General features: G+C 50.3%; 20 protein-coding genes. 12 read left to right on the top strand and 8 right to left on the bottom strand.

What is annotated here, in order from left to right; all coding sequences use genetic code 11:
* Positions 1 to 11 precede the first annotated feature (11 nt).
* From ACYVFD_RS07360 to ACYVFD_RS07345, 4 genes are all read right to left on the bottom strand, one after another.
* Positions 12 to 3,461 carry a pyruvate carboxylase gene (locus ACYVFD_RS07360; protein WP_461089150.1) on the bottom strand — a complete coding sequence of 1,150 codons (3,450 nt, stop codon included), beginning with the start codon at positions 3,459 to 3,461 and terminating at the stop codon, positions 12 to 14.
* Between the two features lie 178 nt (positions 3,462 to 3,639).
* Positions 3,640 to 6,138 carry a TonB-dependent receptor gene (locus tag ACYVFD_RS07355; protein ID WP_461089149.1) on the bottom strand — a complete coding sequence of 833 codons (2,499 nt, stop codon included), beginning with the start codon at positions 6,136 to 6,138 and terminating at the stop codon, positions 3,640 to 3,642.
* Positions 6,139 to 6,186: 48 nt separating this feature from the next.
* Entirely contained in the window at positions 6,187 to 6,936 is a 750-nt protein-coding gene (locus tag ACYVFD_RS07350) for a hypothetical protein (protein ID WP_461089148.1), read from the bottom strand.
* A gap of 234 nt (positions 6,937 to 7,170) precedes the next feature.
* Positions 7,171 to 7,443 carry a hypothetical protein gene (locus ACYVFD_RS07345; RefSeq protein ID WP_461089147.1) on the bottom strand — a complete coding sequence of 91 codons (273 nt, stop codon included), beginning with the start codon at positions 7,441 to 7,443 and terminating at the stop codon, positions 7,171 to 7,173.
* A 305-nt stretch (positions 7,444 to 7,748) separates the two neighbouring features.
* Here ACYVFD_RS07345 and ACYVFD_RS07340 point away from each other — a divergent pair, with 305 nt between their 5' ends.
* Positions 7,749 to 8,417 (top strand): DUF1345 domain-containing protein, encoded by a 669-nt coding sequence (locus tag ACYVFD_RS07340; RefSeq protein ID WP_461089146.1) that lies wholly within the window; start codon positions 7,749 to 7,751, stop codon positions 8,415 to 8,417.
* A 312-nt stretch (positions 8,418 to 8,729) separates the two neighbouring features.
* Here ACYVFD_RS07340 and ACYVFD_RS07335 read toward each other — a convergent pair whose 3' ends face one another.
* Positions 8,730 to 8,909: a hypothetical protein gene (locus ACYVFD_RS07335; protein ID WP_461089145.1), complete on the bottom strand. Its 180-nt coding sequence runs from the start codon at positions 8,907 to 8,909 to the stop codon at positions 8,730 to 8,732.
* Between the two features lie 201 nt (positions 8,910 to 9,110).
* Here ACYVFD_RS07335 and ACYVFD_RS07330 point away from each other — a divergent pair, with 201 nt between their 5' ends.
* The 6 genes from ACYVFD_RS07330 (at position 9,111) to ACYVFD_RS07305 (ending at position 15,308) form a co-directional block, all read left to right on the top strand.
* The gene (locus tag ACYVFD_RS07330; RefSeq protein WP_461089144.1) at positions 9,111 to 9,899 is read left to right on the top strand and encodes a LamG domain-containing protein; all 789 of its coding nucleotides are present in this window, start codon (positions 9,111 to 9,113) and stop codon (positions 9,897 to 9,899) included.
* Between the two features lie 5 nt (positions 9,900 to 9,904).
* On the top strand, positions 9,905 to 10,675 hold the full coding sequence (locus ACYVFD_RS07325) for a hypothetical protein (protein ID WP_461089143.1): 771 nt from the start codon (positions 9,905 to 9,907) through the stop codon (positions 10,673 to 10,675).
* Positions 10,676 to 10,769: 94 nt separating this feature from the next.
* Positions 10,770 to 11,894, top strand: a complete 1,125-nt coding sequence (locus ACYVFD_RS07320; protein WP_461089142.1) for a caspase family protein — start codon at positions 10,770 to 10,772, stop codon at positions 11,892 to 11,894.
* A gap of 53 nt (positions 11,895 to 11,947) precedes the next feature.
* Positions 11,948 to 13,072, top strand: a complete 1,125-nt coding sequence (locus ACYVFD_RS07315; RefSeq protein WP_461089141.1) for a caspase family protein — start codon at positions 11,948 to 11,950, stop codon at positions 13,070 to 13,072.
* 17 nt (positions 13,073 to 13,089) lie between these two features.
* Positions 13,090 to 13,794 (top strand): hypothetical protein, encoded by a 705-nt coding sequence (locus tag ACYVFD_RS07310; RefSeq protein WP_461089140.1) that lies wholly within the window; start codon positions 13,090 to 13,092, stop codon positions 13,792 to 13,794.
* Entirely contained in the window at positions 13,791 to 15,308 is a 1,518-nt protein-coding gene (locus ACYVFD_RS07305; protein WP_461089139.1) for a hypothetical protein, read from the top strand. Before ACYVFD_RS07310 ends, ACYVFD_RS07305 begins: the two co-directional genes overlap by 4 nt.
* 8 nt (positions 15,309 to 15,316) lie before the next feature.
* Here ACYVFD_RS07305 and ACYVFD_RS07300 read toward each other — a convergent pair whose 3' ends face one another.
* Genes ACYVFD_RS07300 through ACYVFD_RS07290 form a run of 3 tightly spaced genes read right to left on the bottom strand, consistent with a single transcriptional unit; the run spans position 15,317 to position 17,677 of the window.
* Positions 15,317 to 16,159 (bottom strand): C1 family peptidase, encoded by an 843-nt coding sequence (locus ACYVFD_RS07300; protein ID WP_461089138.1) that lies wholly within the window; start codon positions 16,157 to 16,159, stop codon positions 15,317 to 15,319.
* Positions 16,156 to 16,965, bottom strand: coding sequence for a hypothetical protein (locus ACYVFD_RS07295; protein WP_461089137.1), 810 nt, complete (start codon positions 16,963 to 16,965; stop codon positions 16,156 to 16,158). The genes ACYVFD_RS07300 and ACYVFD_RS07295 overlap by 4 nt, the downstream gene beginning before the upstream one ends.
* Before the next feature lie 25 nt (positions 16,966 to 16,990).
* Positions 16,991 to 17,677 (bottom strand): RNA polymerase sigma factor, encoded by a 687-nt coding sequence (locus ACYVFD_RS07290; protein WP_461089136.1) that lies wholly within the window; start codon positions 17,675 to 17,677, stop codon positions 16,991 to 16,993.
* Between the two features lie 254 nt (positions 17,678 to 17,931).
* Here ACYVFD_RS07290 and ACYVFD_RS07285 point away from each other — a divergent pair, with 254 nt between their 5' ends.
* From ACYVFD_RS07285 to ACYVFD_RS07265, 5 genes are all read left to right on the top strand, one after another.
* Positions 17,932 to 19,125 (top strand): hypothetical protein, encoded by a 1,194-nt coding sequence (locus ACYVFD_RS07285; protein WP_461089135.1) that lies wholly within the window; start codon positions 17,932 to 17,934, stop codon positions 19,123 to 19,125.
* A 74-nt stretch (positions 19,126 to 19,199) separates the two neighbouring features.
* Positions 19,200 to 19,748, top strand: coding sequence for a hypothetical protein (locus tag ACYVFD_RS07280; RefSeq protein ID WP_461089134.1), 549 nt, complete (start codon positions 19,200 to 19,202; stop codon positions 19,746 to 19,748).
* Positions 19,749 to 19,760: 12 nt separating this feature from the next.
* Complete coding sequence (locus ACYVFD_RS07275; protein ID WP_461089133.1) at positions 19,761 to 20,261, top strand: CsgE family curli-type amyloid fiber assembly protein; 501 nt, start codon at positions 19,761 to 19,763, stop codon at positions 20,259 to 20,261.
* A 50-nt stretch (positions 20,262 to 20,311) separates the two neighbouring features.
* Positions 20,312 to 20,734, top strand: a complete 423-nt coding sequence (locus ACYVFD_RS07270) for a curli production assembly/transport component CsgF (RefSeq protein WP_461089132.1) — start codon at positions 20,312 to 20,314, stop codon at positions 20,732 to 20,734.
* A gap of 100 nt (positions 20,735 to 20,834) precedes the next feature.
* Complete coding sequence (locus tag ACYVFD_RS07265; RefSeq protein ID WP_461089131.1) at positions 20,835 to 22,253, top strand: CsgG/HfaB family protein; 1,419 nt, start codon at positions 20,835 to 20,837, stop codon at positions 22,251 to 22,253.
* The last annotated feature ends 19 nt before the right edge of the window (positions 22,254 to 22,272 follow it).

Here is a 22,272-nt window from a genome sequence, read left to right as displayed (position 1 = left end):
ACTATATTAAACTACGACATTTCCAGTACGCAGTCGTCCTGCTCGACAACGGTGCCCTCTTTAAGCTTTATGCCAGCAATTGTACCTTCTTTAGAAGCCGCCACGATACTTTCCATCTTCATGGCTTCGATCACGAACAGGGGCTGATTTTTCTTCACGACCTCGCCGGTTTTGACCAGAATTCGGGTCAAACGGCCCTGCAACGGAGCGCCCACATCACCCGCGTTAGCGACCTTGGCATGTTGTTGTTTTTCAACCTTCGAGGCTTTATCCCGTACCTTCACCTGGCGGCTCTGTCCGTTCAATTCGAAGGTGATGGTTCGCATACCAAACTCGTCGGGCTCTGATTTGAAGAGTAACCGAACGAGGATATTTTTACCCTCTTCGATATTGATCAGGATTTCTTCGTTTTCCTTCAGCCCATAGAAGAAAGCGGGCGTTGGAATGATACTGACGTTGCCGTATTGCTCATTAGCCTTATAATATTCGTCGTATACCTTCGGGTACATCTGGAACGACAGATAATCGACGAAACCATCATTGAGCGGGTATTTTTCCTGAAAAGCTTTAAAATCGGCGTCGAAGTCGATGGGCTTCAGGTGGCTGTTCGGTCGGTCGGTAATAGGCTCCTCCCCTTTGAGGACCACCCGTTGAATATCCTCCGGGAAACCGCCAACGGGTTGCCCCAGAATTCCTTTCATCAGTTCTTTGACCGACTCTGGGAAGGCCAGCGATTCGCCCCGCTCAATCACATCTTTGGCTGTCAGGTTATTGGCCGTCATGAAAATCGCCATATCGCCCACTACTTTCGACGATGGCGTTACTTTTACAATGTCGCCGAAGAGCCGGTTGGCTACCGAATAGTTCTTCTTCAGCGTTTCGAACTTATCGCCCAGACCCGTAGCGATGGCCTGCGGTTTTAGGTTGGAATACTGACCACCCGGAATTTCATTCTCGTACACTTCGGCACTGCTGGCTTTCATACCCGATTCGAACGGGTAGTAATACTCCCGGACGTCTTCCCAATAGTTGGAATAATCGTTCAGCGACGACAGGTTCATGGGGCACTCCCGCTCGTGGCCCTGCATCATGGCAACTACTGAGTTGAAGTTCGGTTGAGAGGTCAGCCCCGACAAAGCGCCCAACGCACAGTCGACAATATCGACTCCCGAATCAATGGCTTTCAGATAGGTAGCCGCCTGAATACCTGCCGTATCGTGCGTGTGCAGATGGATCGGAATATCCACCGCTTTTTTCAGTTCACGCACCAGCACCTCAGCCGAAAGAGGTTTGAGCAAACCGGCCATATCTTTAATGGCCAGCAAATGCGCCCCTTCGTCCTCCAGTTGACGGGCCATGTCGAGGTAATACTGGAGCGTATACTTGTGTTGGTTTGGCGACAGCACATCCCCTGTGTAGCAAATGGCCGCTTCGCACAACGCATCCGTCCGTTCGCGAACGGCACGGATACTTACTTTCATCGCTTCGACCCAGTTCAGCGAATCGAAAATGCGGAACACGTCAATACCCGTTTCCCACGATTTCTCGACAAACTTTTCGATCAGGTTATCCGGATACGCCGAGTAGCCAACGGCATTGGAGCCCCGAAACAGCATTTGCAACAGCATGTTCGGCATCGCTTCACGCAGGGCCGCCAGGCGTTTCCACGGGCTTTCGTAAAGGAAACGCATGGCTACGTCGAAGGTAGCGCCCCCCCATACTTCCATCGAAAATAGTTCGGGGTGATTTTTGGCAAATCCTTCGGCCGCTTTTAGCAGATCCTGCGTCCGAACCCGTGTTGCCAGTAGTGACTGGTGGCCATCTCGGAAAGTCGTATCGGTGTACAACACGCATTTCTGATCCCGCACCCATTCGCTGAATTTATCCCGACCCAACTCTTTCAGACGATCGCGATTGCCTTTGGGATATGGACTATAGGTATCATACGTCGGGACAATTGGCGTACGAAAAACCTTGCTGTCGTCTTTCTTTTTTACTTCCGGATTACCGTTGACAATCACTTCGGCCAGATAATTTAATACCCGCGTCGAACGGTCCTGTGGTTTCCGGAAGTCGAATAGTTCAGGATGCGTTTCGATGAACGATACCCGTGCTTCGCCCCGCTGGAAAATCGGATTTCGGATCACATTTTCCAGGAAGCCGATATTGGTTTTCACCCCCCGGATTCGGAACTCGACCAGTGCGCGCATCAGTCGTTGACAGGCCCCTTTAAGCGTCCGTCCCCGCGCCGAAACTTTCACGATCATCGAATCGAAGTACGGCGAGATTTTCATACCCGCGTAGCTACTGCCCTCATCAAGTCGAATACCGAAACCGGCGGCATTCCGATAGGCCGTAATGGTTCCAAAATCGGGTTTGAAGCCGTTGGCCGGATCTTCGGTCGTAATCCGGCACTGGATAGCGTATCCGTTCAGCGGAATCTCGTCCTGATGGTTGATGTAGATGCCATTGTCGGAAAGCCGATAGCCCATCGCAATCAGAATCTGCGTTCTGACGATGTCGATGCCGGTTACTTCTTCCGTGATGGTATGCTCAACCTGAATCCGTGGGTTAACTTCAATGAAGTAGATGTGCTCGTTCTTATCGACCAGAAATTCGACGGTTCCGGCGTTCGAGTAATTAACCGCACGGCCTAACTGTAGCGCGTATTCATAGAGTTTATTTTTCGTTTCCTGCCGTAGCCCAAACGAAGGAGCCACCTCGACCACTTTCTGGAACCGCCGTTGTACCGAACAATCGCGCTCGTAGAGGTGAACGATGTTGCCGTGCTGATCACCCAGCAACTGTACCTCGATGTGCTTCGGATCTTCAATGAATTTTTCAAGGAAAATCGTGTCGTCGCCAAAGGCGTTGCGGGCTTCGTTTTTGGCTTCGGTGAACGCTTTCGGGAAATCATCAGCGTTCCGAACTACGCGCATACCGCGCCCACCGCCACCGGCAGCCGCTTTTACCATCACCGGAAATCCGATGCGTTCGGCTTCGGTCAGGGCAAACTCCGGCGACATATTCTCTTCCCGCGAATCAGGAATCAGCGGAACACCAGCCGTCGTTGCCAGATTCTTGGCCCGAACTTTATCGCCCAGTGCATCCATAGCCTCGGGCGAGGGCCCCACGAAGATGATTCCCTCTTCCCGACAACGCCGGGCCAGTTTTACATTTTCCGACAGGAATCCATAGCCGGGGTGAATGGCATCGATTTTATGCCGTTTGGCCAGCATGATAATGCCTTCTACATCCAGATACGGTTTCAGCGGATCTTCATCGCGACCGATCTGATAAGCCTCATCGGCTTTATAGCGGTGCAGCGAATAACGGTCTTCATACGTGTAAACGGCAACCGTTGTAATGCCGAGTTCGGTAGCAGCCCGCATGATGCGGATGGCAATTTCGCCCCGGTTGGCGACAAGCAGACGTTTAATCGGTCGGATGTATTCTTTCATGGAATCTTAATGAAAGCGGCTTTTGGCTATAAGCCTGTCAAAAAACATGGCAAGATGGTTGAAAATTTTGAAAAAGTCCTCCTGCACCGTACAATCTTTGGAGAAGTCAGATTTTTCTAAGAATATTACAGAAGCCTAAAGGTATATTCAGAGATCGATTTTAATCTCCAGAAGCTTTTCACAAAAAATTCAAATACAATTCTACACCGAAATAACGCGGGCGGCTCCAGGCGATTTGATTGCCCCAGTCATATTCCCAACCGTGTTGAATAAACGTCTTGTTGGTCAGGTTCTTCCCCCAGAGGGCGATACTCCATTTGCCATTCCGCGGTGCCAGTGATAGCCGTCCGTTCACAATCGTAGCGGCCTGCCGGGCGATAATTTCGGAGTTCGAAATGTCGTTGAAGGCTTTGCCTGTGTGGTTAATGTTCATACCCAGAAAAACCCGTAGCTGTTCGGTAAGGGGAAGGGTATATTCGGGAGCAAGGGAAAACGTAAAGTCTGGCGCTTTCAGCAGGTGGTTACCCGCATAGTTCACGGCATTGCCATTGTCATCAGTACCAAACGGGAAATCGATATATCGGAAATGCAGATATCCGGTTGACACATCGATCCGGAAATTTTTCAGCATGCCCGAAAATTCAGTTTCGACACCCCATCCCTGCGTTTTTGGCGCGTTGGCTACCCGAACACGGGTTCCCTGATCGAGCAATTCCTGTTTGTTGATATAGTCGGTATAAAACATAGCCGCATTGAAACGGGTGCGCTCGCTGAACTTGGATTTAAAACCCAACTCGTAGTTATTGACAAATTCGGGTTTGAACACAAGGCCTGTGCCTTCAGGGTCGGTCGTAACTGATGTGTTAAAGCCTGCTCCTTTAAAACCCCGAACAAACTTGGCGTACCCCATCATGAAGGGTGTGAAGCGATAATCAAGGCCCAGGTCATAGGAGAAGACATTATTATCCGCATTTCGTTCGACAGGCACCGACGAGTTGCCAACATTGACGGCATACATACCAATCAGATCGAACGGCTGACCGCTGTAATACTGGTTCTGAACCTGTTGCCAGTACGCTAGTCGCCGACGCTCGGACGTGAATCGCAGACCAACGTTCAGCCGTAATTGTTTGGCCAACTCATAACTTCCTGATGCAAAAGCCGCCAGACTGCGTGAATGAATCGTGCTGTTGGTCGTGTACCCTTCGCTTGTAAATAGCTCACCATTCTGAACAGGTGCTCCAAGAATCGCTTCAGCCACCGGCACAAAGTCTTTCTGAAGCGAAAAGGTATCAATGGCCGTGATTTGTTCATTTAAAAAATACAGTCCACCAATGTAGGAAAATCGCTCTTCGCGAGGGGAGTGAATCCGAATTTCCTGGCTAACATTTCGAAGTTTCTGTGTCCGCCCCCAAAGCGATACATCGGCGGCCGATACGTCGTTATCGCCAAAATAGGCATCCGACGAGTTGTTAAAGGCAGTAATGGACGTAAGTGTATTTCGGCCTAGCTTAAACTCACCCTTTGCAACGGTCCCGTATTGCTGTCGATCGAAGGTGTTTGGCACACTTTGGTGGGTTGCCATGCCTTCATCTGCCGAAATACCAACAGGGTTGTAGTCGGGTTTACTGGCGTAGACGAAAGTATTTTCGGCATCACCATCTTTACCATAATACGCTCGCAAGGTGATCGTTGCATTCGAATTCGGTGTATACAGCAATGAACCCCGAAATCCATAAAAGTTGGTTTTATTGACGTTCTCAATCGCTGGAACCTTATCGGTAATATAGCCATCCCGGCGGGTATAAGCGCCTGTCAGTCGAATAGCCAGTTTATTTTTGATAAGCTCCCGATTGATCTTTGCCCGCGCCTGAAAGAAATTATAATTACCGTAGCTTAACTCGACCTGCCCATTATTAGCAAATTCGGGTTTCTCCGATACGATATGAACCACTCCACCGATGGTATTTTTTCCAAATAGCGTTCCTTGGGGCCCGCGCAACACTTCTACTCGCTCAATATCCATGAGTGTGGAGTTGAAGGCAAAACTTCGGGAGAAATACGCATCGTCGATATACAACGCTACAGTCGATTCAAAGCCAACGTTGTCGAAAACAGTCGATAAACCGCGAACGGAAAACGATACCTGCGAATTGAGCCAGGAATCGGTAATCAGGTTTGGTACGTTATTGAGTGTTTCCAGCGTATTGTACAAGCTCCGCCGTTCGATGTCTCGCTGCGAAACCACTGAAGCGGCTACCGGCACTTTCTGCAAATATTCCTCCACCCGATTGGCACTCACGACCGCATCACGCAGTTGCATATCGTTGCTCACCAGCCGAAAATTGATCGTAGCCCGTCGACTATCATTCGGAACAACTACCTGTGTAAAATCCTGAAACCCAATAAACCGCCCAACCAGCTCAACCGGGCGATTGATGTTGATCTGGAAATACCCAAACTCATTGGTAATGGTGCCCCGAGTTGTTCCTTTGATAAAGATCGAAGCACCCGCCAGCGGTTCGCCGTTCGAAGCACGCACCACCCGTCCCGATATTACTGTCGACGTTTGGCCATATACGTTGTTGCTAAGCAGCAGGAGAGCAAAGATGCTCATCCATACAAAACAGCCAATGGCCCCGCAAAGACCCGCCTGGCGTAGTAAATGATTTCTCATGAGTTCGGATAAAGGAGAAGATATAGGATGTAGCTCCTACATCATACATTACTTGTCTGAGGTGCCGCTTAGTTTACCTTCGAGCATACGCAGTGTTTTTTCACGATACAGGTTGATTTTTTCCCGGTCGTGCTGCTCGTCGAAAGGTTTATTGCTGTAGCGCGTTTTTTGCAGGAGTTTGGTTTCGCCAAAAACGAGCGCTTTCTGCGGATCGAAGAGATGGGGCTTAATTCGGATTTTCAGCTCCAGAATGGTATCCAGCGTTTTGTCGAATACCCACCACGCTTCAGCCTGGTCGCCAAAGTTACGGGTGATCTGGATTTCATCGTCAATCAGATCGTCGTCGTATTGAAACCCGGATTCGGGAGCCGATAAATTTCGGACAAACTGCTTACGCACATCATCCGCCGAAAAATTGTAAACACGAATAATGCGGTTGTCGATCAGAATTTTCCGATCGTATTCCAACTGTGCGACACGGGTATTGGCCGTTTTCAGATCGACTGTGCGCTGATCAAGCTCTTTCTGTACCTGATTGTTTCGGGCTGTTAACTGATGAAGTTGGTTCCGCAAGCCACTGATTGTGGTTTGTTGTTGGGCAAGGCTGTCGTTACGAACTGCAATAGTCTGCTGAAGGCTGGCAATCTGGGTCTTTAATCGCTGATTGTCGAGAATGGATTGCTGAAATCGGGCTTTTAGCAGGCTGTTCTGCTGCGTAAGTGCGGTTATTCTTTTTTCAAGTGTTTTGTCGGGTGATGGCTTTGTTGTTACGGCAGCGCTCTGAGCATTTACAAGCAAACTAGTCAGAATAACAAAACAGAAATATGGTAAACTTTTACAAATCATACAGTTACTAATTTATGGGTGAGTAAATATATTGAATGTTATTAGCCAAATAGCATTTTATCATATAAAAAATAAGTAATGCTTTTATAAGTATTGTATATATATAGAATTTATAGTATTACCATCCACACCAGCCCGTTAATAGCTGGTTGATCACCTTCGTCTACAAGTTGGGTATTGATTGATTTACCGTCGATAATCTAACGGGGGCTGTCGATCTCCGGCCAGCGATTTGTAGACAAAATTTTCTACACCACGTGCTTTCCCGAGTTCTGTTTTTGCCTGTTGAATAGCTGCTGGCTGTTGAAACAGGTCGATAGCAGTTAGGGCAATTGTTTTGGCGGCAACCATTATCCCTTTTGCCCCAATCGCCATACCTCCACAGGCAACGGCCAGCTCAGAGCCGGAACACCGGGTATCCAGGTGGCCGTCGACAAAGCTGCCGTTGGCACCACTCAACTTACATCACCTACGTCGGTAGAAGCTGGCGAAATATTACCTAATTTATAAGGCCTAACCCGATTTTCCAGATAACCCGGCTCGGCTAATTTCCAGATGCGTTTGGTCAGCGTAGTGTAATGCGTAAATTGCCGGTCAAGCTCCGCAATCGTCTTCGTTCTTTTGGGTCGGGCCAGCAGCGCAATGAGTAGAGAAAATAGAGGAGTGAACCAATGATAGAGGTACGGTACTGAACTGGATGATAGGTTTTATTCAGGTAAATATAGCCAAAATCAATGAGTTACCTGAGCCGTTCAAACGTTACTATGCTTGATCGATTAATCCATCAAATTATTCATTTTAAGCCCCATCAGCGGCTCCTGACCGGGTTAGCGGCCGCCGTATTGGTCAGTTTTGTCGTACCGGATGCGTTTAACCTTCCTGCCCGCACTACCATTGCCTGGGTGGCTTACGCCCTGACATCCCTGCTGATCATGTGGGTCATCATTGTAAAGGTACACCCCCGCGAGTTGCCCAAACTTTCGAGTAGTGAAGACTCCAATCGTACCGTTTTTTTCGCACTTGTGGTCGTGGCCGCCATAGCCAGTCTAGTTGCCATCGTGGCACTTTTGAACTCAACTGATGAGCAGTTACAGGATGGATTGAAGTCGTATTATATGCCGTTGGCTATTGTGGCTGTTGCCAGCTCGTGGAGCTTAGTACATACGGTATTTGTCTTTCGATACGCGCACCTTTACTATGGAAACGGCCTTGAAAAAGGTAAACGACCGAAAGGATTGGAGTTCCCGAATGAATCCGAACCTGATTATATGGATTTTGCGTATTTCTCGTTCGTAATTGGCATGACCAGCCAGGTTTCCGATGTGGCCATCAGTTCTAAGGTCATGCGTCGTACGGCACTAGCGCATGGCGTGTTGTCGTTTGCCTTCAACGCCATTATTATCGCCCTCACAATCAGCGGAATCTCGAAATAAAAGAAAACAGCACGATCAGCAACATCCCCAGTGTAAGAAGAATCAGATTAGGGAGCTTCCTGCTAAACCGATTAAGCCATTCTTTTATCAGAAAAGTCAGAAAGGCGATGATCAGAAAAAGTAGACCAATTACCCAAACTGACGAAACGACAAAGTACGTATCGTATAATTGGATGTCGACGCTGCCTCTTATCAGATTCCTGCCGAAAATAAAAAAACAAAACAGGCCGCTTGCGGCAAAGGAGACTGCCAGCCAAATCAGCTCAATCAGTATCGGTCTGAATCCGTTTCTCATTCCGTGAGCATCCCTTACTACCCATTCGATCGACGGTTGGCAGCCTGACGTTTTGCCTTTTCGGCCTGCTCTTTTTCGTAGGCTTCCCGCTGCCGTTTATCGGAAATCAGATTGCGGTAAAGGCCATTCAACACGTAGATGTCGTCGACTTCGTCGATGAGTCGATGCAGTTGTTCGCGGACCTGGTTTATATTCATGTAGTTTGTTCGATCAGGAGTCTATACTGAGCAACAAAAGCAGTTCGCAAAAGTATTCCTGAAAGCTGATTTTTCACGATTAAACTCCATTGTTTTCAACTGGCAGCCTGTTATAGCTAAAATATAAATTGTACTATTCAAATTATATTTTTTATATTTCGATCTTATCCGGGCTATGCTTCGGCGGTTATTCATACAACTATGTTAACGCAAACATCTGATCATCAATGGGCTAAATCGTATATTCTGTACGCTTGTCTGGTTTTGATCGTTGGGTGCGATTCATGGAACTTACCACGTGAGCCCATCGACCTGACAGAAGGGTTAGTTGCTTATTACCCCTTCAACGAAAGTACAGTTGATGCCAGCAGCAACAACCTGAATGGCATACTGATGAACGGCGCTACATATGGCCCCGACAAGGGCGACAAGGGCAAATCAGCCTTACTACTGGATGGCATCGATGACTATTTTGAAATTGCGGATAATGCCAACCTTCGACCAGAAGTCATATCGGTTAGCCTATGGATGAAACCAACAACCGTTACCACCAGCAGCCATATTTATAACAAATCGAATTATTCAGATCATCAGAATCAGCAGTACAGCGCTTTTATCCGACCCGTACCCAATTCGAATGGGCAATGCTGCGAACTGATAGCCGACATCAACCAGGATGGTGTATGCACCATTGAGCAGCCAATTAAAGAAGCCGTACTGTACTACGAACCAACCTATCAGGTCAATCGGTGGTATCACTTTGTTGCCGTATTTGCCAGGCGTATAGCCAAAATTTACCTCAATGGCAACTTAAAACGAATGGAAACGCAGCAGCCTGATGCCATCATCGACCGATGTGAAGGAAGCAAACTGCGATTTGGGGCTCAGGCCGCTTATGACCCGAATAATTTCAATGGGTCGATCGATGAGATTCGTATTTATAACCGGGCTTTAACCGACGCGGAAGTGAAAGCCCTTTATCAGCAGTAAGCCGTATGATCACGTATTACATTCGGATTATCGGCTTCATCGTCGCCGTTTTGCTGACAACAGAACTATACAGCCAGTCGGTGAGTGGGCGACTGGCAAAAGTCTCCAACATTCGGCTTGAGGTCGATACGGTACGTGCGAAAATTCAGTATGACATCAGTGGCCTGATCGCTGCTGACTCGGTCTATATTCAGGTAGAAAGTCGCAGCGCTGGCCTGCTGGTGGCCAAAACCGTAACGGGCGATGTTGGAAAAGCCATAACATCCGGTTTTAATAAAACTATATACTGGGATTATCGGCTCGATGGGCTGACAATGGTCGACGACATCCGGGTGACGATCCATGTAAAGCAGGCATTCGTTCCAGGCCAGCGTATAGCCTTGGGCGGAGGGCCAGCCAATGCACTCGTTTCGGCAGTGCTGCCAGGATTAGGCAATATATTTGTTCAGCCCAATCACAAAGTGGGTTTGCGCCCACTCATTACCGTGGCTTATGCTGGACTACTAGTGTACGGACTCGTGCAACGAAATCGATCACAACAGCAGTTGGCTATTTACCAGAATCAGCTCAGCGAATCGGTTTACGACGACGCTAATCAGTTCCATCATCAGTATTTACTGGCTACACGGGCGGCTGCACTGGTATGGGCAGCCGATGTAGTCTATACATTTTTGAAAGGGCGAAAAAACCAGCGAGAAAGACTAGGCATACCCTACCGGATTGTCGTTAACTACGTGAGCCGGACACCTGTTGTTGGCCTACAACTGAGCTTTTAAGCGCATGGAGGCTTAGGCATGATCAGTTAGTTCGCGTGGCCCGAATCGGATTAGGCACTTGTATGGACGTTTCCTTTACAAAATAAATTCGGTCATGAGATTAGGATTTACTTTTTTGCTCTACTGGTTGATGGGCATGCACACCGCCTGGGGGCAAAAATCAATTACCACATCGGCTAAGAGCGATTGGGCGTCCGTCCGGAAGCCCGTCGTGGCCGCTCCTGTCATCGCCTGGCAAAATCCGCTGGCAGAACAGGTCGTGCAGAAAACACCTGGCTATCGAATCACACTCTGCGTTCAGTCGGCCGAACCCATCACTCAGGTGCAGATTCTCCGAAATGGCATCGCACTGAACGCCAGTCAGCGGGGATTTAAGCGGGTAAGTTGCGGACAGGAAATTTCGGAAACGATTCAGCTTTCTACCGGTTCGAACGAACTACGTGCGGTGGTAACCAACGCAGGCGGCACCACTACCTCCGAATCTCGCCTGATTACTTACCAACCCGAAGCAGCGATTGTCCACAAAGACCCATCTGCTCAAAAACGGCTGGCGCTCATTATTGCCAACGCGGCTTACCCTAAGTACCCGCTGAAAAATCCGTTAAACGATGGCGTTGCGCTAAAAGAACAACTGGAGAATCTAGGCTTTGTGGTCACCAGTAAAGAAAATCTCCCTCTGCGGAAGCTCAAGGAAACGGTCGATACGTTCATGACCAGTTTACCCGACAATGCCGTTAGTCTGGTCTATTATGCGGGTCACGGACTGATGATCAATGGTGAAAACTACCTCCAGCCTGTCGATGCCGACCCCAGTTCCGAATCCGATGTCGAATATGAATGCTACTCGCTTCGTCGGCTGATTGCCCGTATGGAACATACCAATCCTAAAGGCACGAATCTGGTTTTCTGGGATGCCTGCCGAAACAATCCGTATCGGTCGTGGCGGAGGGGCGCTGGCGAACTTGTATTTGTCCAGATGCAACCCGCCGTAGGGACACTGGTTGTCTATGCTACTGAACCCGGCAAACCATCCCACGACGGCGACCAACAGAACAGCCTGTTTGCCAGTGAACTAATCAGGCATATCAATCAACCGGGTGTAGACATTTATGATCTGGTTGACCGAATTGATCAGGGAATTGAAGCTCGTGGTTACAAACAGCCACCGTATGTAGAAGGCCGTCTTCGTGGTCGATTTTACTTTAAACCAGCGCAGTAGCCATGTGTTATTGGTCATTTTTGGCAACCTGTTACCGAATACGGCCCTGGCTGATGCTTACGTGGCTGATGGTGACTGGATGCTCATGGACGGCCAGTACGGCCCAAACCCTGCATGCTATCCTTATGGCCGATACAAACGATTCACTGCTGGCCAATGTCTGTGCATACGATCTGGCCGTGATCCATCGTCAGCTTGTCCAGATAAGCCGGGCCATTGATTACAAACTGGTGGAGCAAGTGATTGTCGACAAGGAGTTTGGCCGCAAACGACTTGAGGCAACCCTGCAGACATTGACCCCGAAGCCAAACGATATTCTGGTATTCTATTACACGGGTCACGGCTATAACCTCAGCAAACGTACCGATCGATTTCCCATTCTGATGCTGGAAAAAGCAGGAGCCGAAGCCCGGCAGAATCCCGCTTTGCTGTCGATTCATACCCTGCTTGCCCAGAAAAAAGCCCGGTTGTGCATTACGCTGGGGGATTGCTGCAATAATCTGGTGAGTCTGACGCGGGGGATGGTCAACAAACGGATCTCACCAAAAGCCCTGGTGCTGACCAACGACTCCCTGAATGCGGCCTATCGAAAACTGTTTCTGCATACTACAGGCGATGTCCTGATTGCCAGTAGCGTTCCTCCGCAACAGGCCTGTGCCCATCCGGATTCGGGCAGTTTTTACACGCGGGCATTCGACGAAGCTCTGGATATTGCCAGCCGGTATAATCGGACTATTACGTGGGGGTCACTGCTACGCGACACCCAAACCCGACTCGTCCGTCATGCAGCGACTCGTACGAAGCAGTCCATGTATGCCGTTAACATTACCCCGACCGATGGCTCTGGTTCACTGGCAGCCGATCAGATTACTCCTACTTCGGCTACCGTTTCGTTTGATCAGATCAATGCGTATCTGAATAAACTGGCCGATGAGTACTTACCCGACGCTCAACGATATAGCCTGATCAATAACCCAACACTTTATTTTTCGCCGGATGCCCGCATCGACATTTATGTGAATACGACTCGAGTCGACGTACAGCCGGTTGAGCAATTTGTCCGACGATTGTATCTGAACGCCAGCCTGATTCACCGGATCAACCTTATTGAGCGGCTTTCAGAGGAAACGCCCGACAGAAAACGCTATAAACGAGCAGCTGTTCAGGAAATCTGGTAACGACAGCCTATTACGCCATGAAAACATACTTTAGAAGTGATAAGCCCATTACGCAGCATCCTCTCAAACGACGGTACGACCGTAGAGTCGAATTTGGTTCGCTATGGCTACTGCTATTGACCTTTTTGAGCGCATCTACGCTATGGGCTCAGCCCAATGCCCTGCCCGTCGATGAAAAACGAGTCGTCCGGGAAACGATGCTGACCGATATACAGCTTCATGATTTTAAGGAATTGACTGAACAAAAGATGGCGGAGTTCCAGCGATACCTGTCCATCATCGCCGACCCCAGGCAACAGAATAACATCCGGGAACTGGCTATTGAAAACGCCCTGCTGCTGTTCATGCCCGATGCTACGATGCAGGTTGGCGCTACCGGCCTCAACGCTCCCGTCAATACCTATCCGCTCCCGATTTACCTGCGCCGACTCAAAAACCTGGACAGAAAATACGTCGATATCAATATCAGCTTTTACGACATAGCCCTGGTCGGTGACTGGTCGCCAACAACCCAGGGTTATGGCACCACCGCCACGTATTTCCAACGGTTTAAAGCCTTCGATCAAAAGGGGCATATCGTCTATGGTGCCAAAACAGCTAAGCAACTTACCGTAGACTTACGGGATCGTAACGACCCGTTCTACGACGAGCATCGCTGGACCGTACTGCTGGGCGACGTTAGGCTATCCGAAACCCGGCGCACCCAATCGGTACACAAATGAAGAATACCCTAAAAAGAGCCCTGCTCATCGTTTTCTTTGACGTACTCATCACCCTTGCCCCGATGAGTGCCCAGCCGTATTCACCAACCGAACGCTTACAGATTGCCCGGAACGCCCGACGACTGATTCAGGATAAGTATTTAACGAATATGGAAATCCTGACCCACTACGAAGTCAACCAACCTTTCGAAGCCCTGCAAAGTCATATCGATGGCCTGCTGAGAGATGCGTTCCGAACCCGTGATGCGCTGGTATTCAACGAATTCAGACCAACAGCAACCGCTCAGACAACCCTGCCTGAATATGTAAAGGATTGCCGCATCTTCTCGGCCGGAAAACCGGTCATCAATCTCCTGAATTTCGAGGAAGCCCGGTACGACCTTCAGGAAACCCGAGACGGTCTCCCCTACATCAGTGTATACCTCGACAAACAACTCCAGGGTACGGACAAAAAGGGTAAGCCGTTTCGGTTTCAGCATCTGACGGAGTTTCGGGTCGCGTTCGCGTACGACAAACGACTGACGGCGTATCACACCTTTAAACTCGTCGGCATCAACAAGGTAAGTGCCTGGCCTGCCACCGCCTTTGCCCTCACTGCATCAGCAGCACCGGCGGAGAATGCTCCCATCGATCTGTCAACCGTGATGGCAGGGCTGGTGAACCGCTTAAAAGCCTTTCTCCCCGACACAACCCGGCAGCTTGCCCTGGACACGTTTACTTACAACCGCTGTGGAGCGACCACCAGTCTGTCCGACCGAATTTTTGCCACACTCAGCAGTAGCCTTCAGAAACAGACCTCGCTACGTATACTCCCAGTTGCTCAATGGGATGAGAAAATGCTCCTGGTGCGTGGCTATTACCGGGACACCAGCCCTGTCCTGCAAGTGATCCTTGAATTATACGACCCATTAACCAACCAGCTTCGGACTACTGTCTCCAGTAGTGAGCTACCACTGTCCTGGCTTACTCAGCAGCAACTCAAGCTCAAACCGGATACCTATCAACAACTTATGGCCGTTCGCGATACGTTTCAGCAACAACCGATTTCGTTACCCGCGAACCTAACCATCAGCCTGCGTACCAATCGGGGCCGCGACCATGTCGAGTACTGGGAAGGCAATCAGATGACACTCGACGTCAAGGCCAGTCGTCCCTGCCACCTGCGACTGGTATATCTACAGGCCAATGGCGATAAACTATTACTGGAAAACGATTTTGAAATCAAACCGGGTCAGGAAAACCAATACATCCGGATAGCACCGGGTGAGTCGTTCATCTGCTCGGAACCTTTCGGAACCGAGCACCTGCTGGCTTTTGCGGCCGAAAGCCCTTTTTGCCCGATTCCATCCTTACCCAATCAGACGTTATACGTACGAAACGAAGCGGGTTCTCTGTTGTTGATTGGATCGCTGGCTCATATGTTTGAGGCTGTTACCTGTCAAAAGGGGCAGAAAGCGGTAGCTCAGGACCGAATTCAAATTACGACAAGAGGGCTGGCAACGAGTAGTCGGTGAGATTATGATCAGGGCTGGCCGATGCTGTAGCCGTAGCGGGCAAACCGGGCCAGATCCTGATACCGAACCCAGCAAAAGCCCTGATCGGCCCAGGCATCGCCAAAACTATTGATAATCCGAAAACTGCCACCATTGCGCTTGTCGTCATAGCCGATAATGCATAGAGCATGGCCCTTGAGCCGCTTGTCCTGCGGATCGTCGGTACGAACGGGTGTCCACAATGGCCCCGAAAAGTAAAACGACGAAGGCAGAACCATACCCACCACCACCGGGCTTCGTTCGGCCAGAGCTTTTTTCAGGTTAGCTATTTTTTTCGTCCCCTCATCGCCCACTCGAAACACCCGATCGTAACTGCTAATTCTGAACTGGGAAGCCAAGTCATCCACCAGACGGGTTTCCTGACTACAGGCGGGGTACGGAAACTTTGTGGCCGGAACGACACCAATGCCTTTCAACACCTCAAAGGCTTTCGACAAAAACACGCCTTCCATACAGGCATAATCGTTGGTTAGCTTTGCTTTTTCGTAAAGATAAGCCGGTGAGAACGCCAACTGATCGATCATCCGTTTGGTCGTAATCCGTCGACGCTTCGCTTCGATAATCGTACGGAAGTAGTACCCGCAGGCGAATCCAACACAGGTACTGTAATCGCCCTGCGCTCGTATGGATGGACAAAAGGCTTCGTAAGAAACCTGAACCGGAAGCTTTGCTTTCGTAATAATTTCCTGATACGGTAACCGCTCGTAGGCATCGTCATCCAGCAGCATACCGGGATTAATATCTGTTTGAGCAGCAGCCGGAAAGGCCAATGATATGAAGATGAGGCCGATAAACCACCTGACGGCCTTCATTGCCCGGAACCGTTTGTCACGTTCAGTTGCTTCAGCAACCGTTGTGCTTCCGGCTGATAGGGATGCCCCGACAGCGAAGCGATCTGCTGTATCAATTGCTCCGCCTGCTCAGTCTGACGATTTTTCAGATAAGCCAGCGCCAAATACCACTGGGCGCTGGCCTGCCAATGTCCGGATGTGCCCTTCACCAATAGATCAAGCTGGTTTAGGGCCGCCCGCATGTCGTTTCGCTGCAAACTCGTAATGGCTCCCTGCAACCGAACCGAGTCGAACGTAGTGATCGAATCGGATGGAGCAGCCCCCAGCCGATCGGGGTCGGGACTGGTAACGGGAGCTGGTTTAAGCGTTGTTGAAAAGGCCGAGTTGAAGGCCTCAGCCGTTCGGCTTGTCTGCGATTGATAACGATAAACAACCCAGCCTAATCCAAGTGCCAGCACCGTACAGGCCGCCATGGCATACCAGGATAAGCCAGCCCCAAATCGGGGACGTTCAGCCGGAAATGGGAAGTGTTTGGGTTCGACCGGCTCATCCAACTGGATCGGTGTGTCGGTTTGTACAGGTAGATCCGTTGCCGATTTTTCTTCATCCAGCAATCCTCTGCCCGCCAGATCTTCATGCATCTGCCGAAACCGCTCCTTCTGCGACATAAACTGGAGCCCCTGCCGGATATCCCGATGAATAGCCACTTCGTCCCGAAGGTCGCTATCCTCTTCCATTCGTCGTTCAAACTGCTCTTGTTCCGTCGCCGTCATCTGACCGGACAGAAAAGCGCCAATCTGGTCCAGAAGCTCATCCGATAGATCCATGTTCTCAAACGGTTAGACGGTCAACTTACTTGTTACGCATATACTTCACATACAACGACTTCATCCGCTGGGCGCACCGAAACCGCTTGACTTTAGCCGAGTTTTCCTGCATACCAATCCGGGAAGCGCACTCCCCCAGTGATTTCTCTTCCACGTAGAAACAGTGCAGCATTACCTGGCAATCATCACCCGATTCAGCGAACGCTCTGGCTACAGCTTCCCAGTCTACTTCATTTTCGTCCCAAATGGACGTATCGCCCTGCGAATCCATCTGACTGTTTTCGTCCCGTTCGCCTTTCTCATCATCGCTCAGAAAATTCGGGGGCGGCAGCCCTTCGGATAGATCCGAAAGCGATTCCTCGGCAGACATGGCATCATCAGCGACATCAATTTTCTGGATCTTATTCCTCTTTAAGAAGGTGACCCATCGGTTTCGGCAAACGGTAAATACGTAGGCCGTAACGGGCTTCCCTTGAAAGGCATATCGTCCATTTTTCAGCTTGACCGCAAACTCAGCCAATCCCTCCTGAAGAATATCCAGCGCATCGTCGGTCGAAATAGGGCTCCGCTGACACGCATATGGAATGAAACTCCGATACGATTTCAGGTATAAACATTCCCACGACTGCCGGGTATCGGCCAAAAGGCCCTGATATAATTCCAGGTCATTTTGTTCAAAGCGCAGGCAGGGATTATCCGAATTGGAAGCCATAACAGCCGACCTTCAATCATTGTCGGTACAGCATAGGTAATCAATTCTGTATCAAAAGTCAACACAAAGCAGAGACGCCAAAATCAGACGGTTCACGGCCTGCTAATCATGTATATCGAACAGACCCAGTTTGTTAACAGGTAAATATTTTTTTCTGCGGCTGTTAACCTCTGCGTATGGTCGATGATATACAATCGAGTCAGGCGACTTGCCCGACGGCTTCCGGTTTCAAGTCCTTATAAATTCACAAACACATGAAAAATACACTATCCTTACTGGCCTTGTTGAGTCCAGTTTTTACGGCCTTCGCGCAACCAAACACCCTGTCGATCAGTCAGACCGGCAGCGGAAACACCGCCCCTGTCTCGCAACAGGGAATTGCCAATAGCGGCTCGGTCGCCGTCGCTGGCGACAACAACTCCTCGTCGTTCCGTCAATTGGGCAATGCCAACGCAGGTTCTATCGCTATCACCGGCAGCGGGAACACAGCCTCGGTTCTGTCCGACTACTACCTCAATCAAACCTCGATCAGCCAGACTGGCAATTTGAATGCGGGGGACGTTTCGGCTACAGATCGCAGCGACCACAATCAACTGGGCCTTACCCAGAGCGGCAATTCGAACACGGGGATTATCCTGTCCACCGATCATAGCGACAATAACCGTATAGCTATCGATCAGAACGGTGGAGGCAACAGCGCAACGGCACAAACAACGTATCGCAGCGCCCACAACCAGATCAATCTTAGCCAGATTGGAGATGGGAATACGGCAGCTACTGACGTTTATTTCGGTGATCGAAACAGTATGGGTATTACGCAGACTGGTATGGCTAACCGATTTTCGTCAACAACCCAACTCGGAAATTTTAACCAGAGCACAGCGAGTCAGACTGGCGGCAGCAACGTAGCTTTTCTGGCACAAGTGGGCTCGTACAATAAATCGACGGTGGGACAGGATGGTAACCGAAATCTAGTCTCCGGTCAGGACCAGCCCATTTCCGATGGCCGGATACGAATCCGCTACATTGGCGCGCTTCAGGAGGGGTATCTCAATACGCTGTCGTCAACGCAAACGGGCGATGATAATACGCTTCGGATAGCCCAACAGGGCAATGAAAACAAAACGACTGTCGCTCAGGCAGGCAACAGCAACCGAGGTGACATCATTCAGATTTCCAGCGAGATGGGTCAGGTTGGCCTTACCCAAACCGGCAACAATAACCTGGCTGCACTTGCTCAGACTGGGTCACACAACTTGGCTACCATTGTTCAGGAAGGGGCAGGCAACCGGCTTCAGGGGCTGGATTCGGCCCAGCCGTACAATTACTACGCAACCCAGCAAGGTACTGGCAACACCCTATCGCTAACCCAAACCGGCACCGATAATGTGCTTCGCTTTGGGCAGGCAGGCAACGGGAACATAGCAACCGTTGTGCAAAATCGCTGATTTAGCCACCGTGTCCGGCCCAATCATACAGGCTGGACACGGTACAAAAACTCACTGAGTTAATCGATACGATCATGACACGGTTTATCTCACTGCTCCTGTTGAACCTGCCTTTGGCCGTAGCTGCCCAATCATCCGAAGCATTCTGGACCACGCCTGCTACCCGCAACCAGCCAGACAACTACCAACAACTAAAAACCGCCGGAGAACTTCCCTCCTTTGGTTTGGAGAACAGGGCTTCGCTCAGTCAAATGGGTAACCAGAATCTGACAGGTATTAGCCAGACAGGATATGCTCAACTGGCAAACCTACAACTTTCGGGAACGGCAAATCAAATGATGCTGGAACAATCAGGCTATAACAACACGGCCGACCTACAGCTTACGGGGCACAGCAACCAATTCCGGATTCGTCAGGATGGCGGAGATAACGCCCAGATTCAGGCAGCCGACCTGCGTAATACCCGGCTGGAGCTAGTTCAGGGCAGTGGCAACAACACGTTCATCAGCAACAACCCGGCCGGATTAAAAGACCCGCTGATCGGCGGTGTTTCCGGATTACGTATAGAGCAGACCGGTGGCGCATCGGTAACCATTCAAACGGGTCATATCATCGGCAGATAACTGGTTACGACTATGCGCTACATACTTCTGATCTTACTGTCCGCCGGTAGCTATCTCAGTTACGCCCAGGACCCTAACTCAAAACGGCTGCTGCAAGCGATACTGAACGAGTCCGCGAAGGTTCACGAACACACCGAAACGTTGATCCTCGACAACTCCCAGTCGAAAATAGGGCGAGATTTTCACGATGCGTTTTTCCAGCACTTCGCCGAAGTCAGCCAGACCGAGACTCAACCGGACTCGGCACAGGTAGCTCCCTCCGATGCGGATAACACGACCAATACGTTCATCATCACCATCAACGAGTTACCTGCGCTGCGTGTAGGAACAACGATCCTCACCGTCACGCTGAATGAACAGATAATCTGGCAAAACTACGTTCAGGCCCGGTCCGAGATCATTGAGTTATTAGCCACCAATGCGGCTGAAGTGGTTCGCGAATACATCCTTAACTACCAGGAAATCCAGCAACAACTCAGCAATCAGGAGCAACGGGGCAACGGTATTTTCTGACCATCCTGCCTCATCCGATTTCACATCGTCAAACATAACGCTCTATTATCATGAACCGCTTCATATGTATAATCTGCATAGCTTTTGCCAGCCAAAGTTATGCCTGGGGACAAAGCCTCGTCTATCACCCCCTGAATCCAGCTTTTGGCGGAAACACCTTTAATTATTCCTGGCTTCAGAGTTCGGCCCAGGCACAGGATCGCTCCGTAGACCCAGCCGCCAAACGCAATCAGACGGATTATCGCACACAAACCAATACGCTCGAAAACTTCGCCCAAAGTCTACAGAATCAGCTATTAAGCCGCATTACCCGAAACCTGGTCGACAGCAAGTTTGGTAGTAATGAGTTGAAAGAAGGCACGTATAATTTGGGCGATTTTCAGGTTGAGATTAAGAATGGTACCGACGGCGTTCTGGTGCGGATCGTCGATGGCAAAGGCGGTGAAACCACCATTACGGTACCGTATTTCTGAGTAAGGTCGCCCAACATCCGCCCTATCCATTACCCTAGTTTCGACCGTCCCGAATTCACCCAGAGAAAGCCCATCGCTTTCTCCCAACTCCCAATCAGCCATGAACGTTCTTATCTCTCTACTCACGGCAGCGAGTTTAACGGCCCTATTGGCCAGTTGCTCAGCTTCCTTTCATCAGCCTACGCTGGCCCGACGCGCCCGACTGGGCGAAGAAACACCTGCCACAGTTAGCCTTCGTCAATTGCCAGCTCCCAAAGAAAAGGTAGTGGCTGCGGTGTATAAATTCCGGGACCTGACCGGCCAGTACAAACAAAGCGAGACTGGTGCCGGCTTTTCTACGGCTGTTACGCAGGGAACGACCAACATCCTGCTCAAAGCCCTCGAAGAAAGCGGTTGGTTTGTACCGATTGAACGGGAAAATTTCAGCAATCTGGTGAACGAACGTCGAATCGTGAGTCAGAGTGTGTCGGAGTTCAAGGAAGGAGAAAAACTCCCGCCATTGCTGTTTGCCGGTATTCTGCTCGAAGGCGGTGTAGTTTCCTACGATGCCAACATCATTACGGGCGGGGGTGGTCTGCGGTACTTTGGTGCCGGAGCCTCTACCCAATACCGGCAGGACCGGGTCACGGTTTACTTACGGGCCGTGGCCACCAAAACCGGCCGGATTCTAAAGACGATTTACACCTCCAAAACCATCCTTTCTCAATCCATCGATGCCAGCCTGTTTCGGTATGTCGCGTTTAAACGGCTACTGGAAACCGAAACCGGCCTGACTACAAATGAACCGGGTCAACTGGCCGTCACGGAAGCCATCGAAAAAGCGGTCGAGGGCATGATTATCGAAGGGGCACAGGAAGGTTTGTGGGCACCCGCTGATCAGTCGGCCGAGGCTATGAAACGCGTATTCGATACCTACAACCGGGATAAAGCCGAACTGAGCCAGACAGATGCGTTTGCCATCCGCCGGGATGTGGAAATTCCTTTTTTGAGTGTGCAGCCTTACGTGGGTGCTTGGCAATATTCGGGCGATTATGCCCGAAAAACCCTGCAAACTGGCTATGGTGCCGCCGTTGAAGTTCGCGTCTTACCGTCTCTGGGTCTTCAACTCAACGGAAGCTGCGGACGATTGGCAAGCGAGGGCGCTTTTAAAACAGCGATCTCGACGCTGGAAGGCAATCTGGTTGTTCACTTAATGCCCTACCAGCGGTGGTCTTCCCTACTGTATGCCGGTGCGGGACTGGTCGCCGAACGGGGCACGTTCCCTACCGAGCTTCGGAGCCCAACCTATTTTCAGGCACAGGTGGGTGGCGGGGTTCACTATTCCGCTACCCAACGGGTTGGGCTACGGGCCACCTTATCTTACAACCAACCTTTTACCGACGCCCTCGACCGGCAGGTCATCGGGCAACGCAATGACTACTACCTGCGGGGAACAATGGGCCTGACCATCAACCTGGGTCGCTCCCGACAGTCGGGCACCAAACCGACGGTCGTCTCCCAAACTACGTCTTCTCACTAACGGAATGCCATTCATACAA

Source organism: Spirosoma gilvum, from assembly GCF_054776815.1.
Note: the sequence above shows the minus strand (reverse complement) of the source record. Positions and strands in the feature narration are given on the sequence as shown.

What these genes read in the sequence shown, in the direction of transcription:
- ACYVFD_RS07290 (WP_461089136.1), bottom strand. Translation starts at nt 17,677, where the DNA reads ATGGCTTCCAATTCGGATAATCCCTGCCTGCGCTTTGAACAAAATGAC.
- ACYVFD_RS07310 (WP_461089140.1), top strand. Translation starts at nt 13,090, where the DNA reads ATGAAAACATACTTTAGAAGTGATAAGCCCATTACGCAGCATCCTCTC.
- ACYVFD_RS07340 (WP_461089146.1), top strand. Translation starts at nt 7,749, where the DNA reads ATGCTTGATCGATTAATCCATCAAATTATTCATTTTAAGCCCCATCAG.
- ACYVFD_RS07265 (WP_461089131.1), top strand. Translation starts at nt 20,835, where the DNA reads ATGAACGTTCTTATCTCTCTACTCACGGCAGCGAGTTTAACGGCCCTA.
- ACYVFD_RS07270 (WP_461089132.1), top strand. Translation starts at nt 20,312, where the DNA reads ATGAACCGCTTCATATGTATAATCTGCATAGCTTTTGCCAGCCAAAGT.
- ACYVFD_RS07355 (WP_461089149.1), bottom strand. Translation starts at nt 6,138, where the DNA reads ATGAGAAATCATTTACTACGCCAGGCGGGTCTTTGCGGGGCCATTGGC.
- ACYVFD_RS07325 (WP_461089143.1), top strand. Translation starts at nt 9,905, where the DNA reads ATGATCACGTATTACATTCGGATTATCGGCTTCATCGTCGCCGTTTTG.
- ACYVFD_RS07295 (WP_461089137.1), bottom strand. Translation starts at nt 16,965, where the DNA reads ATGGATCTATCGGATGAGCTTCTGGACCAGATTGGCGCTTTTCTGTCC.
- ACYVFD_RS07335 (WP_461089145.1), bottom strand. Translation starts at nt 8,909, where the DNA reads ATGAATATAAACCAGGTCCGCGAACAACTGCATCGACTCATCGACGAA.
- ACYVFD_RS07315 (WP_461089141.1), top strand. Translation starts at nt 11,948, where the DNA reads ATGCTTACGTGGCTGATGGTGACTGGATGCTCATGGACGGCCAGTACG.
- ACYVFD_RS07300 (WP_461089138.1), bottom strand. Translation starts at nt 16,159, where the DNA reads ATGAAGGCCGTCAGGTGGTTTATCGGCCTCATCTTCATATCATTGGCC.
- ACYVFD_RS07285 (WP_461089135.1), top strand. Translation starts at nt 17,932, where the DNA reads ATGAAAAATACACTATCCTTACTGGCCTTGTTGAGTCCAGTTTTTACG.
- ACYVFD_RS07360 (WP_461089150.1), bottom strand. Translation starts at nt 3,461, where the DNA reads ATGAAAGAATACATCCGACCGATTAAACGTCTGCTTGTCGCCAACCGG.
- ACYVFD_RS07305 (WP_461089139.1), top strand. Translation starts at nt 13,791, where the DNA reads ATGAAGAATACCCTAAAAAGAGCCCTGCTCATCGTTTTCTTTGACGTA.
- ACYVFD_RS07275 (WP_461089133.1), top strand. Translation starts at nt 19,761, where the DNA reads ATGCGCTACATACTTCTGATCTTACTGTCCGCCGGTAGCTATCTCAGT.
- ACYVFD_RS07330 (WP_461089144.1), top strand. Translation starts at nt 9,111, where the DNA reads ATGTTAACGCAAACATCTGATCATCAATGGGCTAAATCGTATATTCTG.
- ACYVFD_RS07280 (WP_461089134.1), top strand. Translation starts at nt 19,200, where the DNA reads ATGACACGGTTTATCTCACTGCTCCTGTTGAACCTGCCTTTGGCCGTA.
- ACYVFD_RS07320 (WP_461089142.1), top strand. Translation starts at nt 10,770, where the DNA reads ATGAGATTAGGATTTACTTTTTTGCTCTACTGGTTGATGGGCATGCAC.